The sequence below is a fragment of the Gemmatimonas sp. genome, assembly GCF_044345575.1.
Classification (GTDB): Bacteria; Gemmatimonadota; Gemmatimonadetes; order Gemmatimonadales; family Gemmatimonadaceae; genus Gemmatimonas.
The window spans coordinates 1-17,201 of sequence record NZ_JBIJAW010000042.1; the positions used below are offsets into that span (position 1 = coordinate 1).

14 protein-coding genes are annotated in these 17,201 nt (G+C 65.7%); 1 reads left to right on the forward strand and 13 read right to left on the reverse strand.

The window, feature by feature from the left end:
* The coding region (locus tag ACIQ6O_RS04485) for a 3-deoxy-D-manno-octulosonic acid transferase (RefSeq protein WP_396206589.1) at nt 1-1,219 on the forward strand (1,219 nt) is incomplete at its 5' end.
* 12 nt (nt 1,220-1,231) lie between these two features.
* On the opposite strand, the gene ACIQ6O_RS04490 is transcribed toward ACIQ6O_RS04485, so the two are convergent.
* From ACIQ6O_RS04490 to ACIQ6O_RS04550, 13 genes are all read right to left on the reverse strand, one after another.
* The gene (locus tag ACIQ6O_RS04490; protein WP_396206590.1) at nt 1,232-1,963 is read right to left on the reverse strand and encodes a carboxypeptidase-like regulatory domain-containing protein; all 732 of its coding nucleotides are present in this window, start codon (nt 1,961-1,963) and stop codon (nt 1,232-1,234) included.
* 136 nt (nt 1,964-2,099) lie between these two features.
* Nucleotides 2,100-2,903, reverse strand: coding sequence for a DUF4397 domain-containing protein (locus ACIQ6O_RS04495; RefSeq protein WP_396206591.1), 804 nt, complete (start codon nt 2,901-2,903; stop codon nt 2,100-2,102).
* A gap of 108 nt (nt 2,904-3,011) precedes the next feature.
* A complete protein-coding gene (locus tag ACIQ6O_RS04500) occupies nt 3,012-3,452 on the reverse strand; it encodes a hypothetical protein (RefSeq protein ID WP_396206592.1) in 441 nt (146 codons plus the stop codon).
* Between the two features lie 61 nt (nt 3,453-3,513).
* Complete coding sequence (locus ACIQ6O_RS04505; protein WP_396206593.1) at nt 3,514-5,154, reverse strand: hypothetical protein; 1,641 nt, start codon at nt 5,152-5,154, stop codon at nt 3,514-3,516.
* 69 nt (nt 5,155-5,223) lie between these two features.
* Nucleotides 5,224-8,523 carry a SusC/RagA family TonB-linked outer membrane protein gene (locus ACIQ6O_RS04510; protein ID WP_396206594.1) on the reverse strand — a complete coding sequence of 1,100 codons (3,300 nt, stop codon included), beginning with the start codon at nt 8,521-8,523 and terminating at the stop codon, nt 5,224-5,226.
* Nucleotides 8,524-9,053: 530 nt separating this feature from the next.
* Complete coding sequence (locus ACIQ6O_RS04515; RefSeq protein WP_396206595.1) at nt 9,054-9,707, reverse strand: hypothetical protein; 654 nt, start codon at nt 9,705-9,707, stop codon at nt 9,054-9,056.
* Between the two features lie 255 nt (nt 9,708-9,962).
* Complete coding sequence (locus ACIQ6O_RS04520; RefSeq protein ID WP_396206596.1) at nt 9,963-10,949, reverse strand: LytR/AlgR family response regulator transcription factor; 987 nt, start codon at nt 10,947-10,949, stop codon at nt 9,963-9,965.
* Between the two features lie 378 nt (nt 10,950-11,327).
* Nucleotides 11,328-11,585 carry an ATP synthase F1 subunit epsilon gene (gene atpC / locus ACIQ6O_RS04525; RefSeq protein WP_396206597.1) on the reverse strand — a complete coding sequence of 86 codons (258 nt, stop codon included), beginning with the start codon at nt 11,583-11,585 and terminating at the stop codon, nt 11,328-11,330.
* 3 nt (nt 11,586-11,588) lie between these two features.
* Entirely contained in the window at nt 11,589-13,022 is a 1,434-nt protein-coding gene (gene atpD, locus ACIQ6O_RS04530; RefSeq protein ID WP_396206602.1) for a F0F1 ATP synthase subunit beta, read from the reverse strand.
* Between the two features lie 23 nt (nt 13,023-13,045).
* Nucleotides 13,046-13,918 (reverse strand): ATP synthase F1 subunit gamma, encoded by an 873-nt coding sequence (gene atpG, locus ACIQ6O_RS04535; RefSeq protein WP_396206598.1) that lies wholly within the window; start codon nt 13,916-13,918, stop codon nt 13,046-13,048.
* An 18-nt stretch (nt 13,919-13,936) separates the two neighbouring features.
* Entirely contained in the window at nt 13,937-15,508 is a 1,572-nt protein-coding gene (gene atpA, locus ACIQ6O_RS04540) for a F0F1 ATP synthase subunit alpha (RefSeq protein WP_396206599.1), read from the reverse strand.
* A gap of 264 nt (nt 15,509-15,772) precedes the next feature.
* Nucleotides 15,773-16,615: a helix-turn-helix domain-containing protein gene (locus tag ACIQ6O_RS04545; protein WP_396206600.1), complete on the reverse strand. Its 843-nt coding sequence runs from the start codon at nt 16,613-16,615 to the stop codon at nt 15,773-15,775.
* Between the two features lie 47 nt (nt 16,616-16,662).
* Nucleotides 16,663-17,201 (reverse strand): NUDIX hydrolase (locus ACIQ6O_RS04550; RefSeq protein ID WP_396206601.1); only part of this gene is annotated, 539 nt, incomplete at its 5' end.

Below are 17,201 nucleotides of genomic sequence, written 5' to 3' on the forward strand. Positions count from 1 at the left end.
TGCCCGCTGGCAAGCGCAGGCCGCAGCCGCACGCGACAGACACCGCCGGCTCATCTGGCTGCACGCACCGAGCGTCGGGGAGGGACTGCAGGCACGTCCAGTGGCCCACGCGTTGCGCCATGCGCTCCCCGAGGCACAGCAGGCGTACTCATTTTTTTCGCCCAGCGCCGAGCGTTTCGCCGCTTCCGTGGGCGCGGACTTCACCGATTACCTGCCATTCGACTCGGCAGCCGACGCTGACGCGCTGCTGGATGCGCTGCAGCCCAGCGTGCTGGTGTTCGTGAAGCTCGATGTGTGGCCCATACTCGTGGAGCGCGCCACGCGCCGCGGCATTCCGGTGATGATGCTGAGTGCCACACTGGCCGAAGGGTCAGGTCGACGCGGGACCGTGTCGCGCGCGCTGCTACGCGACGCGTACGCGGCCATGACAGCGGTGGGCGTGATCGATGCATCGCATGGTGCGCGGTTGGTCGAACTTGGTGTGAACGCGTCGTGCATTCACCATACGGGGGACACGCGCTTCGACCAGGTATGGGAGCGAGCGCAACGAGTCGACCGTATGGCGCCGTTGCTGCGCGCGACGGCGAGTGCGCGACCGACGTTGGTCGCCGGCTCCACCTGGCCCGCCGACGAATCCGTGCTGCTGCCGGCGTGGGAATCGCTTCGCGTGTCGGTGCCGTCGGCGCGGATCGTCATTGCCCCTCACGAGCCCACCCGCGCCCATCTCGCTCCACTCACCGCGTGGGCGGAGCGTGCTTCCCTACGGTACGCCATGCTTGGGCAGGTCGAGCGCGGAGAGCGCCATGCGGACGAGACCGATGTGCTCATCGTGGACCGCGTGGGCGTGCTGGGCGATCTCTATGCGCACGCCACGGCAGCCTTCGTGGGTGGGGGCTTTCACAAGGCCGGACTGCACTCGGCTATCGAGCCGGCGGCCTTCGGTGCCCCGGTGCTGTTCGGCCCGGGACATCACATGAGCCGTGAAGCCGGACTGTTGCTCGCGGCAGGGGCGGCACGCAGCGTCGATACAGCGAAAGCGCTGATCAACGCCCTCAGCGGGTGGCTCGGTAATGACGAGCAGGCGCAGGCCGCACGCGTGCAGGCCGGCGATGGCGCGCGCGCCGTGGTGCAGCAGGAACTCGGCGCCACCGAGCGCAGCGTGGCGCTCGTACGAGAGGTCCTGACGCTGAACCGATCAACGACCGATCAACGACTCTGACCCCTTGATCGCCTAAAGCGACGGCGGCGGATCCTTGTCGAAGGTGATCTTGTCGCCGGCCGCGCGGGTGTGAATCATGAGCGCGCCATTGGGTCCGCGATCACCGAACTGCAGCATCGCCTGATTGGGCGTGAGCAGGGCCATGAAGTATACGTCGCGCGGATTGATATTCGGATAGCTGCCGCCGAGCGGCTGGCCATCCAGCACGATGAGCAGGCAGCGGTTGGTTCGGGTCGTCCTGATGCAGTCCTCACGACGCGGGGAAATGATGAGCCCCGGATACCCCGTGGAGCGCAGCATGTCCTCGAAGCTCATCACGCGGTCACGGATGCTCGCCACGTCTTTCGGATGGAAGACCTTCCATCCGCGCCGTTCGGCTTCACGCAGGCGGATCTCGTTGAGGCCAGGGGCGGCACGAACGCGCACCGTGTCGGTTCGTACCGCCTCTTCCGACACGCTGAAGTCCACATCGAGCGTGTCGCGCGGGCCAAGATCGAGCATCCCCGACAGCGTGGGCTTCATGCCGATGCGCATCACGGAAATCGCGAACGGCTCCCGGCGTGCATTCACCGTGAGCAGGAACCGGCCGTCGTCACCGGAATAGGTCTCACCGATCGAGCGGCCATCGAGCGACAGCGCCATGATGCGCGCCCGCGGCAAGGGGCTTTCGGTGTCGGCGCGGCGCGCCGTCCCACGGATCACCTGCGCCACGAGCGAGACCGGCGCGAAAGACGCGCCGATCATCAGGAGCACTGCGCTGACACGCAGGCGTGAAGCGGTGAATGCGGGGATGTTGCGCACAATGAGTAATGGGACGGGTACGTCGAAGGGGGAAGTCCGCGAGGACTCCCCCCTTCTCTACCACCTGCCCTCGCCAAAGTTACGGCGTGGTGCGCGGCGGCTGCTTGTCGAGATAGTAGACGATGCCAGGCGCGGCGAAGCGCGCACCCGCCGAGTTCGCCGGCGAGGCGGGGTATGCGATGGCCGTGATGATCGAGCCACCGATGGTGGAGCCACCGATCGGATCGACCGACGTCGTACCGGCCGTACCGGCCGGCGCCGCCGCAGCGACGAGCGCCGTGAAGGCACCCGGCGCCGTCACGGCCGCCGCGAGCGGACCAACCGCGGCCGTCACGTACGGCGACACCGCCGCTTCAGCGAAGTTGGGCACCAGACGCGTGGCCGAGGAAAGCGTGGCCGTCGCGCTGGGCGCCGCGTGCAGATCGACCGCACCCACGCCGAACGCCTGGTGAATGGCGCGGAGCGCGATGTTGGCGCCGGTCACCGTGGGGAACACGTCGTTCAGGACCACGATGCGCTGACGCGGCGACGCGCCCGCCCGGGCAAAGCCCGAGTGCAGCAGCGTGTAGTACTTGCCCGCTTCGAATGTGATGGTCGTATCCACCAGAACGGTGGTGTTACCAGCGGCGCTGAAGTTTACGGCGTCAGCCGTGAACACGCGGAACTTGCGTGACCCGGCGGCGGTGGGCTGGTAGTTGCCCTGACCAAGCGCACGGAACGCGACGTTCACGAACGTCATAGGCGAATACTCCACCTGATCGATGAAGCGCACCGTGGTGTTCAGTGTGTCGGGCACCGCGTTGATGTACCGAACGTAGGCCAGTGGCGGGATGTTCGGCGTAGTGGGCGCATCGCTGGGCTCACTGCAGCCGACCATCGTCATCACTGCTGTGACAAGACCTGCAAGTCGGGAGAACCGCATAAGGCAAGGACTCCGAGAAGAAGCGAATCTGAAACGTTGAGCGAGACGGCCACGCGAATGCGTAGCCGCTCAGGACTGTTGCGGCCCCTCGCCGGGACGCTCGGCAAGCTCGTCTCCGAAGAGATCGAGGCTCTTGCCAAGCGTTCCGATGATGGCCGACGCGATAATACCAACCAGCAGGAGCGTCTTGAACGCGGAGAACTTGCGAGCGCGATACCCCGCGATCGCTTCCTCGGGAATCGAGACCCGTTCTCCCGTCCACGTAGCCGTGCTACCGCGTAAGTCGGTCACGCGATACACGTCGAGCACCAGAAATCCGCCTTGCCGGCTGATCACTTTTCCTTCGATCCGGTCGACACTGGCGCCGACCCGTTCCCCCAGCAGGACGCGACCGCGATCATTGATCACGACCCCGACCTGTTGGGCCACGACGGGGGGCGCGGACTGCATCGGGCGATACGAAAAGCACCCGAGTTGCAGCGCCAGCGCCAGCGCACACAGAACGCTCACGGACCGCTGCGCAATCACGTCCGATCGCGAGCGAGACGGGAGGCTCCGGTGCCCTCGCATCTTAGAACCCGTACGTCCCGCGCGGCGCGCGGTTCGTGCCGTTGTAGTAGGGCTTCTGCCGGGCCTGCATTTCCTGGTAGGGCACCGGCCATTCCACGACCGTCCCTTCCACTAGATCACCCCAGCCACGGTTGTCCGCCATCCAGATGAAGTAACCGGTATACGCCGTTTCCATGCGCTTCTCGTACTTCATCGCTTCCAGCAGGCTGCCACACGCCGTCGACGTGAAATTCGGTGCCACGGGCACTCGCGGCACGCACTTCGTCAGGTCGGTCGAATACGGTGCCGTCGCGCTCGCGACGGTGCCGATCGGATCGAGACCGTTCTTCAGGCGCGTGACGTTCACCAGCGCGGCCGCAGCCGAAAGGTTACCCCCGCGGATATGGCCCTCGGCAGCGAGCATGTCCATTTCCGTCTTGGACATATCGGTGTACGGGCCCTGTACGGAGTTGAGCCATTGCGCGCCGTAGCGACGATGATCGTACTGTGAATCACCGGGACCCACGAGCGGCACGTCTTCGCCGGTCGGACGGTTGCGGAAGTACACGCCCGTCGGGAGCGCCAGCGTCGGCGCGGTGGCCTGCTGCGCCGCACGGGTGTTGCCGCGCGGCCAACGCGTGTCGGGCGTCACGACCGTGAAGTCACTGCGTGAATCACGTGCCGTGGCCAACCAGGCGTCGTACGAGCCGGAGACGTCGGCCATGCCGTAGTAGTAGTACGGCACGGCATGCCAGCCACCAACCACATACATCTGGTTGAAGTCGTACGCGGCCGACCACCCCGTGGTGCCGCCGAGGGTGATGTTGTGATCCGCCGTGATGCCATTCGTCGCATCGTCGATGACCAGCGGCCAGTTCACCGCGGCGCGCTGCGCCGCATTGCGGGCCACACCAGCGCGGAAGCGTGCCTTGAACGACCGGGCAAGGCGCACGAACCCGTCACGCGTCACTGCCACGCCGCTGATCCACGTGGTCGGCAGCGGGAATCCGTTCGCACCGGTGGTTGCCGCCGGCGAGTTCGCAATGGCGATGGCCGAGTCCAGCATCTGCAGCGCGGCGGCATTGACCTGGGCCGCGCTGGAGAGCCCCGGCACCACGTCACTGGGTGTGGCCGGCGTCACGATCGCCGCGGAGTCGTAGGCGAGCGAGAGGTTCCCGAGGGATTGGCCAAGGATGAAGAACGCAAAGGCCTTCGCCCTGGCGTCTTGCGCCGGACTGCCGATGGTGACGCCGGCCGTCAGCAGGCGGTTCACCGCCGCGATGGCATTGGACGCCGTTCGCGAGACGCGGGAGAACTGGTTGAAGTTCGCGAGGTTACCCGACTGGTTGTCATTCCCGAGTTCATTCGAGATGATCGAGCGGGGAATCTGCGACCGCGCCGCCATACCGAAGTTGGCGACCGACGCGATGTTTTCGCCGGAAAGAATGCGCGCCTGGGTGTTGACCGATTCGGTCGCGCGCTGGGTGTTGTTCAACTGCACCCCGAGTCCGGCCACGACCGCTTCCACACCCGCAGGTGTAGAGTAGGCTCGGGCCACGTCCGGATCGTTGACATTGACGACGTTCAGTGAGTCGCCGCTGCAGGCGATGAGCCCCAGCAGCATCCCACCGCCCGCGATGCACTGCGAAACGTGCTTACGCATCGATTCTCCTCTAAAGGCTGTCCACGCGCGTGAGGGTCTTGCACGCCTCACGCGCCATGGACTCCAGGGTCAGAAGCTGGTGCTGAGCGAAATCGTAAACTGCCGCAAGTTCGGGAAGGTGTAGCCGTCGTTGGCGTTGAGCACCGCCGAACCGAGCTGGCCACCCCCCAAGCCTACTTCGGGATCGAAGCCCGTATACTTGGTGAACGTGAGCAGGTTGCGACCGATGAGGGCGAGGTTCCAGTTGCCCACGCCGGCAATCGAGCCGATCCGGTAGCCCACCGACAGTTCACGCAGCTTCACGAAGCTGGCGTCTTCGACCGTGTTATTGTTGGGGCCGAGCACGTCGTAGAGACCACCGATGCCGCCCGTCGAAACCGCGCGGAAGTAGTAGCCCAACGGCTTGGCGTCGGCGACGGACTTGCCCTGCTGGTCCGTATCGCGGTGCATGAAGTCGCCGAGCGACCACTGGCGTCCCTGGTTCCAGACATCCTTCCCGATCGTGGCGTCGAGCAGGCCGTAGGCGGTGAACCGCTTGTAGCGGAAGTTCTGCGCCGCCGACCAGCGGAAGCGCGGAAGGGCCTGACCCACCGGCAACACGGGCACGGCGCCGTTGGCGTCGCGCTCGAGGATCGGCATGCCCCAGTTCAACGGCTCGCCCGAGGTACCGCCCTTCCACGGAGCCTGCGCCGCCGGGACGCGGGTCATCCACAGATTCTTCGTGATGCCGTCGGCAAGCGTGTTGCCCTGTCCGACGTACACGATGAATCCATCCGAATTCCGCTGGTAGTCGAGGCCGGAGCCGCAGCGTGCCTGGAAGTCGGCCGGCAGCTGCGCGCAGTCCTTCACGAAACGGCGGCCATAGATCTGCCCCATGGAGCCGCCCTGGACGATCTTGAACATCGTCCCTTCCACGAAGTACTCCGGAATATCGAGGCGCGTAATGACCGACGTGGTGCGATCGAGGTTGAACCGGACCGAGTAGTCGACCGCGCGGGTCGCGATGATCGGAATGTTGAGTGAGGCTTCGAACGTGTTGTTCGTGAGCTGCCCGGCGTTCGTCCACTGGCTCGCGAAACCGGCGGCCGCGGGCGGCGGCGGCTGCAGCAGCTGGTCGTCGATGACATTTCGCGACCTCGTCAGCGTCAGGCCATACTTACCGAACAGCTCCATGTCCATGCCGTACTCGGTCTCCGTGGACACTTCGGGACGGAGGTTCTTGTTGCCGAGCTGACTCGGATTGAGCGCGCCACCGGCACCGATCGTGAACGTTTCGTACTGGGCCGTGAAGTTGGGACGATTGCCCGCCTGGCCGACGGAGTAGCGGAACTTGAGATCGGAAATCTGGTTCAGGTTGAACCACGGCTCGTCCGACAGACGCCAGGCGAACGAGGCGCGGCCGTAGGTCTGCCAGCGGTTGGCCGCACCGAACAACGAGGCGGCATCGCGACGGACGAGGGCGCCGACGATGTAGCGGCCCTTGTAGTCAAGGTCGAGGTTCGTGAAGAACCCGAGCTGACGGACGGTCGACGTCCCACCGGAAGTGAAGAAATCCGTGATTGCCGCATCGGGGTCCTGCAGGCCCGGCACGGCGAGATTGTTACCACCGGTGCTCTGCGACCGCGAGTCCTGCGTTTCGTACAGGTAACGCAGCGTCAGGCGTGACGAGAGAGCGTCGGAGAACCAGTTGCGGCGCGCCGACAGGTTACCGGAGGCGTTGAGGGAGTAGGAGCGGCCGGCGCTGCGGCTGATCGAGCCGAGGTTGGTGGAGCTGAGCGCCGAGGTGCGGTACCCGCGATCCTGCTGCGATTCCTGGAAGTTGTTCCGGCCGTCAAACCCGAAGTTGAACTCGCCGTCCAGCCACGAAAGCGGCGTCCACCGCGCCGTGGCATTGCCGACGAAACGGTCGATGCGGTTGAGCGGCTGAAAGTTCTGTGAGTTGTACGCCGGGTTCACATTCTGCGCACCCTGGTTCTGCGCCACGGTGCGGATGTACAGGCGGCCCTTGGAGTCGGTGGCGAACAGCTGCGCGTTGGCAGGCTGACGCGTGAGGCCGAACCAGCCGACACCGTTGTTGTAGTCGTTGGCCGTCGAGTAGTTGGAACGCAGCGAGAAGTTGATGTTGCCACCCAACTGCTGATCGACGTTCAATCGCATTGAGTTACGCGTGTACCCCGGCACCAACTTGACCGAGCCTTCCTGACGAAGCTGGTTCAACGAGGCGAAGAAGTTGGTGCGACCCACACGGCCCGTGGCGTCCAGCGTGGAATTGACCACCTGACCGTTCGTCAGGAACTGCTCGATGGGATTGAAGGTCTGCGGGAACTGATTGACCTGGTACAACGCACGGGACCCCACGGCACCCGGATTCCGCGAAATCCCGCCATCGTTGGCAAACGTCACCGGCGGCAGCGAGAAGTCCCCGCCGTCGTTGTTGATGCGATACGCCTCTTTGTAGATATCGACCGTGCGCGAGCAGTCGGCGACACCGGAAACCGTGACGCAGAACCGGGAGGCCGTCTCGTCCATCAGCATGAAGTGCGTAGTGGGGTACTTATACTCACGCTCGATGTCCGACTGCCCGTATTCCACCTGCGCGCGGAAGCGCACGCCTTCCGACTGGTTCTTGCCGGAGCGGGTGGTGATCTGAATGACGCCGTTACCAGCGCGCGAGCCATACAGCGACGAGGCGGCAGCACCCTTCACGACCTCGATGTTCTCGATGTCCTGCGGATTGATGTCCTGCAGACCGCCCTGCGAGATCACGCCGTCGATGATGTAGAGCGGGTCCTGGCCACGGCCGGACGCGTTGATCGACTGGGGACCACGGAGGATGATGGCGGGCGCCGTACCCGGCCGACCCGACGCCGACACGATGTTGGCACCCGCGACCTTACCCTGCAGCTGCGCGAGGGGGTTGGAGCCGGGAACCGGCATGTCCTTGTCGCTCACTTGGGCCACCGAGAACGCGAGCTTCTTCTGCTCCGTCGCGCCCGTCACGCCCGTGGTGACGATTTCCTGCAGACGGTTCACGTCCTTCTGCAGCGAGAAGTCGATCGTCTGGTTGCCGGCCCGAATCGTCAGCGGCTTCAGCTCGGCCTTGTAGCCGATCGCGCGGGCGCGCAGCTGCAGCGCCTGTCCGCGGACACGGTCGGCCGGGATCGTGAGCGTGTACTTGCCCGTCGCGCTGGTTCCCACCGAAATGGCGAGTTCCACGATGTAGACGTTGGCGTTCTCGAGCGGATCACCAAATTCGCTCTTGACTTGGCCCGTGATAATAGCAGGCCCCTGCGCCTGTGCCATGCTCGGCAACAGAAACAACAGGACCGCCGCGGGGAACCGGTACAACCACCGCATCAGTCTCGACATGCTCAGCCCTCGGCGCACATATGCCGGAAACGGGGGAGATAGACCCCACGCCGCGACAGCAGGCGGGTGCGCTGCGTCGCGACCTGGGGAGTTCCCGATCGGACAGCTGTGGGGGCTGCCAACGACCGGGAGTTCCGATGGCTCCGGTTGCTTCGGGGCCGGAGACACCGGGACTGCATAGTGCCGGACGCGCCCATCACGGGGGACGGGAAACGCGTCGCGGCATGTTGTTCAGATACTGGTTCCTTCACTTCACGGACAAGGTAGGACGAAACGCAGCCATCGGACCCTCGGCGCGTCGCGCGGTACCCACCTCGGCAGTGCGAACAGCAATGGTACCGAATTCGTCACTGAAATCAATCCCGATCATCACACTCAGGTACGTCCTGTACGTATTTGCACCGATTCGTAGCGCGTAGTTTCCGAACCGTGGATTGGACTCGCAGACCGAACCGGGTGAGCGAAATGAAAAAACGCGGCCGTCGGCCGCGTTTCCCCACGCTTCGGCTTGCCTTCACGTGCGCCGGTGACTAACGGCGGGACAGCCCCGCAGGCGACCAGCTGAACCCGATGGCCACCGTCTCATCGGTGCCGACCAGATCCGACCCGCTGAACGAAGCCGACGCGCGCACCCCGAACTGGCGGTTCACCTGCCAGTGCGCACCGAGGTCGAAATTGGCGCTCAGATTGCTCCGCGACGTGGTGTTGCTACCGCAACGGCCGCAGGCATCGACCGACAACCGCGGATGCACGAACGGCGTGATGGTCATCCCCTCCTCGAGGTCGAACGTGTGCCCCACGCTGATCCCCACCGGCAAGCGGAACACCGTGGCATTCCCACCGAACGCGGCACCGGCCCCGACCGTGAGCAGCATATCCAGCGGCTGATCCGCGCGGGCGCGCGTGAGCTCCTTGCCGAGACTGCCCCCCACGAAGAACAACGGATCGACCCCGCCCTCAGGGTCGGCGAAGCCGGCGTCGATCTGCCAATGCAGCGTCTTGCTCAACCCCTCACGCCACTGGAACAGGAACGTGGATCCGGCACCGCCCACGATCCCGGCGGTGTAATCGCGAGTACTCGCCCGTGGGGTCTGCATGGACGGGTAGTTGTACGCCTGCGCGTCGACCACGCGAGGGGCAGCCACCACGAGACCAACCATCGCCGCGGCAACAGCGACAGCCATACGACTCCACGGGGAACACGCCATGATACGATCTCCAGTCGAAAGAGAATGGGTTCAGGCCGCACATTAGCCTGAATCGATCGTGGCTTGTACCACTGGGGGCGCGTTGGGGATCCGCGGGGGCGCGAACTTGGTGAGGCGGGTCACCGGGGGGATGACTGATGACTGAAAACCGAAGACTGAAAGCTCCCCCTGGCATCGCGTGATATCGGGGGGAGCTTTCAGTCTGCAGCCTTCAGCTTTCGGTCACCGCTCTCACCGCACCCGCGACCGATACGTCCGCGAGAGGCGCAGCGTGGAGCCGTCGCCAAGCACCAGCAAACCATCGCCACCGGGGAGCGGGCTCATTTCGCGCACGCGGTCCATGTTCACGACAACGCGACGGTGAATGCGGACGAACTGCCGTGGGTCGAGCGCCGCCTCGATGGCCGTGATCGTGCCACGCGTGCGGTACTTCTCGCCACCGGCGTGCACCCGGATGTAGTTGCCGTCGGCTTCGAACCAATCGACATCCACGAGGGGCACAAAGCGGGTGCGGCGCCCTTCGCGCACGAGCACGCGCAACGGGCGGCCCTCGGTTTCCCCCCGGCCGCCGTCTTCCTGCGAGAGGTCCAGCACCCCTTCCTCACCGTCGCGGCCGCCCTTGGCGCGCACGTCACCGGTACGCCCCGTCGCACGCCAGGGCGACGAGGCGATAAGCGTGCCCGTCGATGCCCCGCCCGCCGCCCGACGCCGACGGACCGTGTCTCCACCGGTGGCCGCGACCGTCGACTCGCTGCGCCCGCGGAAGAGGCCGGCGAGGTCAAGGCCACTGCTCCCACCCGCTTCCGTGAGCAACCGCTGCAGTTCGTCCGCCGTCCGCAACAGCGACAGCTGCAGCACCTGCTGTTTCGCGCGCACGAGCGCATCACGCAGGCGCCCCTCCGCCGCCGGCCACAACAGGAAGTCCGTGGCCTGCAACTCGAAGGCAGTCACCGCCTCATCTTCACGCGCGCCCACGAACACGAGACCAACGGGGCGTTGCCCGGCGGGGAGCTCACGCACGAAGCTGAAGCCGGTTCCATCGCTGAACGTGGTACTGACGACGGCGATATCGGGGATGGAGTGCGACAGCGCCGACGCGGCAGCGCGGGTGTCGGGCGCCTGCCCGAGCACCACCAAATCCATCGAAACGGCCAGATCGGTAAGCTGCGCGAGCAGCGTGCCGGGGAGTTGGCCGAGAGCGGCAACACGGAGGGGCATGGAGAGCTGGGGATGACGCGAGCAGACACGCTGCGACCTGCACCGTGCATATCGGCGGTGGTGCGCCGCACTTGCGTGCCCTACCTACGCCCTATGCTTCGCGACCGTTGCGCTCCCGTGCGTTTCGGTGACGAACATTTCGCATTTCGGGACCAACGGTGATGACCGTGCGGCTCATCCCATGGCGCCAGCCCCAAATGACAAACGCCGCCCGACGTGACCGTCGAACGGCGTTGGCGCTTGATCTTTCGGTCGGCGCGGTGGCTCGTCGGGCACCGCTCCTGCACGACGAGCCCCGCGGCGACACGCGCGCCACGCAGATGGGGCGCGCAATCCTCCAACTACACACTCACAACTCGGAACCAAGAACTGCGGCCGTCAGGCCGCCGTCGCCTGCTCCGTCACCACGCGCACAGCGTCATCCACCACCTGCAAGAATCCGCCGTCCACCTGGAAGCGCTGCTCGCCCTCGGCAGTGTCCACGCGCAGTGTCCCGCGACCCAGCAGCGTCATGAGCGGCGCATGCATGGGCAGAATGCCCACTTCACCGTCGAACGCCGGAGCGATCACCCCGCGCGCCGTGCCTTCGTACAGCACGCGCTCGGGGGAGATCACCGACACCTTGAGATCGGCCACGGATCAGCCCTGGAGCTTCTTCGCGTTGGCCACCACGTCTTCCACGCCACCGGCCATGAAGAAGGCCTGCTCGGGAAGAGTATCGAACTCACCGGCGCAGATGCGCTCGAAGCTGGAGATCGTCTCCTCGAGCTTCACGTACTTGCCGGGGATACCCGTGAACTGTTCGGCCACGGCGAACGGCTGCGACATGAAACGCTGCAGACGACGGGCACGGCCCACGATCTTCTTGTCGTCTTCCGAAAGCTCGTCCATGCCAAGGATGGCGATGATGTCCTGAAGCTCCTTGTAGCGCTGCAGGATGCGCTGCGTGGTCGTCGCGGCATTGTAGTGACGCTCGCCCACGTACTGCGCGTCGAGAATGCGCGACGTCGAGTCGAGCGGGTCCACGGCGGGGTAGATGCCGAGCTCGGTGATCTTGCGGTTGAGCACGACCGTGGCATCAAGGTGCGCGAACGCCGTGGCCGGCGCGGGGTCCGTCAGGTCGTCGGCCGGCACGTAAATGGCCTGCACCGAGGTGATCGAGCCGTTGCGCGTGGAGGTGATGCGCTCCTGCAGCTCACCCATTTCCGTCGCCAGCGTGGGCTGGTACCCCACGGCGCTGGGCATGCGGCCCAGAAGCGCGGACACTTCGGAACCGGCCTGCGTGAAGCGGAAGATGTTGTCGACGAACACGAGCACGTCGGCGTTCTCCATGTCGCGGAAATACTCGGCGACCGTGAGACCGGCGAGGGCCACGCGCAGACGCGCACCTGGCGGCTCGTTCATCTGACCGTAGATCAGCGCGACCTTGTCGAGAATGCCAGCTTCCTGGAATTCGAGATAGAGGTCGTTGCCTTCACGCGTGCGCTCACCCACGCCGCAGAACACGGACTTACCGCCGTGGCCCTTCGCGACGTTGTTGATGAGCTCCTGAATGATGACCGTCTTGCCCACGCCGGCGCCGCCGAAGAGACCGATCTTGCCACCCTTCACGAACGGGGCGACGAGGTCGACGACCTTGATGCCCGTTTCGAAGACTTCCGTCTTCGGCTCGAGGTTGACGAAGTCGGGGCGCTTGCGGTGGATCGGCCAACGCTCGGCGTTCGCCGGAATCGGCGCACCGTCGTCCACCGGATCACCAAGCACGTTGAGGATGCGGCCGAGAGCCGGCGCGCCCACGGGAACCGTGATGGCGCTGCCGGTATCGACCACGTCCATGCCGCGCGTGATGCCGTCGGTCGACGACATGGCGACAGCACGCACCTGGTTGCGGCCGATGTGCTGCTGCACTTCGGCGGTCACTTTGATCGTCTGTCCGTCGGGCGTGATGGCCGAAACGGTGACGGCGTTGTAGAGCTCGGGCAGGTGATCGTTCTCGAACGCCACGTCGATGACGGGCCCGATGACCTGAACGATCTTGCCGACAGTGGTCGGCGCGGCAGTGGTAGCCATGATTGCGTACTGGATATGGTGAAACGTCAGCCCTGCAGTGCCGATGCACCGCCGACGATTTCGGCGATTTCCTGCGTGATCTGCGCCTGACGCGCCGAGTTGTACGTGCGCTTGAGCAGCTGCAGCATCTCGGTAGCGTTGTCGGTCGCATTCTTCATGGCCGTCCGGCGCGCGCCCTGCTCGCCGGCAGCCGTTTCCACGAGCGCCCGGTACACGGTGTTGCGCACATAGAGCGGCAACAGCGCTTCGAGGATCTCGTTGGCCGACGGCGCGAGGATGAAGTCGCGCGCGACGGTGCTCTCGCCCGTCGAGCCGGGGGCCACGACCGGCAGCACCTGTTCGGTGGCCGGCGGCGTGGACAGCGCCGACTTGTACTTGGCGTAGGTGATGAACACGGCGTCGAGGTCGCCCGCCGCATACCGTGCCATCAGCTCGTCGATGAGCGACGACGCATCGGCCGACGTGGGCCGATCACCGATGTCGGCGCGCGAGCTCGCGAGCGTACGGCCGAGGTACTTGTAGAAGCCGATACCTTTGCGCCCCACGATGTGGAGCTCGACGGACACGCCCTGTCCTTCCCACTCGGCGAGTCGTGCACGCGACTCGCGAAGCAGGTTGGTGTTGAACGCGCCGCAGAGTCCACGATTCGCCGTGAGTACCACCAGTGCCGCGCGCTTGATCTGCGCGGGGCGCCGGAGCAACGGAAACTGTTCCGCGAGCTCCGGCGTGTACACGTGCGACAGGACTTCGCCGAGCGCCAGCGCGTACGGCCGCGCAGCACTCACGCGGTCCGCCGCGCGCTTCATCTTGGAAGTGGCCACCATTTCCATCGTGCGCGTGATCTTGCGCGTGTTCTCGACGGACTTGATGCGCCCCTTCAGTTCCCGGCCCTTGGCCATGAGTCAGTTACCCGGGGCTCAGGCGGCGAACGACTTCGTGTACTGCTCGATGGCGCGCTTCAGTTCGGCCTCGGCGTCCTTCGCCAGCGCCTTGCTGCTGCGCATGCCGTCGAGGATCTGCGGGAACTGCGCGCGCAGGTACTCGAGGAAGCCCTTCTCCCACGCCCGCACCTTGCCGGTGTCGATGGTGTCGAGGAAGCCGTTGGTCACCGCATAGATGACCGCGACCTGCTCTTCGAACGGCAGCGGCGAGTACTGGCCCTGCTTGAGGATTTCGACCGTGCGCGCGCCACGCTCGAGCTGGCGCTTCGTGGCGGCGTCGAGGTCCGACGCGAACGCGGCGAAGGCTTCGAGTTCGCGGAACTGCGCGAGGTCGAGACGGAGACGGCCAGCCACGCTCTTCATGGCCTTCGTCTGCGCCGAGCCACCGACGCGCGACACCGAGATGCCGACGTTCACGGCCGGGCGGATGCCGGCGTTGAACAGGTCGGTCTCGAGGAAGATCTGGCCGTCGGTGATGGAGATGACGTTCGTCGGGATGTAGGCCGACACGTCACCGGCCTGCGTCTCGATGATGGGGAGCGCGGTAAGCGAGCCACCCGGCTTGAGGATGTTCTTGCCATCCACCACGCCTTCGTCTTCACGCAGCTTGGCCGCGCGCTCGAGGAGACGGCTGTGGAGATAGAACACGTCACCCGGATACGCTTCGCGGCCCGGCGGACGACGGAGCACGAGCGACAGCTGGCGATACGCCGCGGCCTGCTTCGACAGGTCGTCGTACACGCACAGCGTGGGCTTGCCCTCGTTGTACATGAAGTACTCGGCCATCGAGCAGCCCGAGTAGGGCGCGATGTAGAGCATCGGGGCCGGGTCGGACGCCGAGGCGGCGACGACGATGGTGTACTCGAGCGCGCCGGCCTGGCGCAGCTTCTCGACCACCGAGGCGATCGTGGACGCCTTCTGCCCGATGGCGACGTACACGCAGATGACGCCCTGGCCCTTCTGGTTGATGATCGTGTCGATCGCGACGGCAGTCTTGCCCGTGGAGCGGTCGCCGATGATGAGCTCGCGCTGGCCGCGGCCGATCGGGATCATGCTGTCGATGGCCTTGATACCCGTCTGGAGCGGCTCCTTCACGGGCTGGCGCACGATGATGCCGGGGGCCGGCGACTCGACCTTGCGGAAATGGGTCGCGCGGATCTCGCCGAGTCCGTCGATCGGACGGCCAAGGGGATCGACGACGCGGCCGATGAGTTCCGGGCCGACGGGCACTTCGAGCACGCGCGCGGTGCGGCGGACTTCGTCGCCTTCCTTGAGCTGCAGGTAGTCGCCCAGGATGACGGCGCCGATGTTGTCCTCTTCGAGGTTCAGCGCCATGCCGGTGATGACCTGCTTGGTCTCCGACGACGTGAACTCGAGCATTTCGCCGGCCATGCACTTGCCGAGGCCGTAGATGCGGGCGATGCCGTCCTTCACCTCGAGGACGGTACCGACTTCCTCAACGTTGAGATCGGCGAGGTCGGCGGCCTCGATCTCACGGAGGAGGATGTCCTTGATTTCGCCGGGACGCAGGGCGGTCTGGGTGGCCATGATGCTGGGCGTGTATATGCAGTGAAAATGCGCGGGAGCACGCGTGACGCGCGCGGGCGATGCGAATTCAGAAAACCGCGGGACGAACCGAAGTGGAGGCGGTTCGGGTACAGCTTGTGAAAATTATCACAAGGGGTGGGGTGGGGCAACCCGTCCCGCCAGCGGCGAGCGGGCGGACGGCAGATTTGTGAGGGGGGTGTTGAAAGCTGAGAACCGACAGCTGAGAGCTCCGCCCGACGATCACGCGAACGTCGGGCGGAGTCGTCAGTCGTCAGCTTTCGGCTGTCGGTTGGAACCGCCCCCAACCCCTACCCCTGCTCCCGACTCCCCCTCATCCGTGTCCGGAACAGTGGCATAACGCTGGAACCGGTCCAGCAGGTCCATGGCCCGCAACCGGCTCAGGCTGGAAGCCTTCGCCCCCACCAGGCGCTGGGTCGTACTGCTCAGGTGCGACGAACTCGCAAATCCCAGCACCTCGGCCACATCGCGCACGTCGTAGCCCGCGTTCTTGGACAACTCCGCCGCGGCCAGCACCCGCACGAGGTCGATGACCTTCTTGAGCGTAGGCGCCTGCCCCACGGCGAAGCTGCGCGAGAGATGCTCACGCGACACGCTCAGCTCCTTCGCCAGCTGGTCGGTGCGCACCGGCCGGCCGGCGCGCTTCACCACACTCTGCCAGACGGCGATCTGTAGCGGCGTTTCGAGGTGCAGCACCGGTGGCGGACTGCTCAGCGCGCGCTCGAATCGCGTCGAGAACGCCCGACGCGACACGAGATCGCGCGCGGTGGCGTCATCCACCCCTTCGATGAGCACCTCACACACGCCCGATTCGGCGGCACGCGCCACGAGCGGCGCGTCGGCGGGAAGCAACGTGGTGACGAGCACGAACGGCACACTCTGAAACTCATCGGCGCGCGCGATCAGACGCTGGGCATCATCCCCCGCGCCGGCATCGATGATGACCGCATCGACGAGCGCCTTCACCAGCTGCTCTTCCACCTCGGTCGCGCTCTTGGCCGACACGACGTGCGCCCGCCGGCGCGGGAACGCCGTGCGCACCAGCTGCCGCGCACGGTCGCGCTTGCACAGCGCCACGATACTGAGCATGGGCGTCGCATGGTCCGAACTCTTCACGGCGGGAGGCATGGACGCGCTCAGGCGGAACGAAACGGGTCGGACGGCGACGGCGTGACGATGGCCTGCATCGACCGTGGCGGGGTGAGGCGGCGCGGCGGCTCGGCCGGATCGGCGTTCACATCGACGCCCTGCACCATGGCATTCGCCCGCAACAACACATCGCGCGCATTCGCATAACTCACCAGCTCCGTGGCCTCGTCGAACGAGGCCCACCGGCACGCCGTGATCCCCTCGGCGCGCTGCGGCGTGGTGTTCTCGACCTCGGTGCGCATGAGGAAGAAGTGACAGACCTTGTGCACGAGCTTGCCCCGGAAGCGGAAGAACCAGTCGATGGTATCGATCTCGCCGTCCAGCAGGACGTCGGCGAGCCCCGTTTCCTCGCGCACCTCGCGCACCGCCGCGGCGTCGGGCGCCTCGTCGGTTTCGAGGTGCCCCTTGGGAAACCCCCAGTTCTTGTAGCTGTCGCGAATGAGGAGGAACAGCGGCTCGCCGTTGTGCAGGCGATACACGACCCCGCCGGCCGACGTTTCGAGCTTCGCGCGCGGGCGCTTGCGCC

Coding starts and splice junctions, on each gene's coding strand:
- ACIQ6O_RS04515 (WP_396206595.1), bottom strand. CDS start 9,707: ATGGCTGTCGCTGTTGCCGCGGCGATGGTTGGTCTCGTGGTGGCTGCC.
- ACIQ6O_RS04520 (WP_396206596.1), bottom strand. CDS start 10,949: ATGCCCCTCCGTGTTGCCGCTCTCGGCCAACTCCCCGGCACGCTGCTC.
- ACIQ6O_RS04510 (WP_396206594.1), bottom strand. CDS start 8,523: ATGTCGAGACTGATGCGGTGGTTGTACCGGTTCCCCGCGGCGGTCCTG.
- ACIQ6O_RS04490 (WP_396206590.1), bottom strand. CDS start 1,963: ATGATCGGCGCGTCTTTCGCGCCGGTCTCGCTCGTGGCGCAGGTGATC.
- atpA (WP_396206599.1), bottom strand. CDS start 15,508: ATGGCCACCCAGACCGCCCTGCGTCCCGGCGAAATCAAGGACATCCTC.
- ACIQ6O_RS04545 (WP_396206600.1), bottom strand. CDS start 16,615: ATGCTCAGTATCGTGGCGCTGTGCAAGCGCGACCGTGCGCGGCAGCTG.
- ACIQ6O_RS04495 (WP_396206591.1), bottom strand. CDS start 2,903: ATGACGATGGTCGGCTGCAGTGAGCCCAGCGATGCGCCCACTACGCCG.
- atpG (WP_396206598.1), bottom strand. CDS start 13,918: ATGGCCAAGGGCCGGGAACTGAAGGGGCGCATCAAGTCCGTCGAGAAC.
- ACIQ6O_RS04505 (WP_396206593.1), bottom strand. CDS start 5,154: ATGCGTAAGCACGTTTCGCAGTGCATCGCGGGCGGTGGGATGCTGCTG.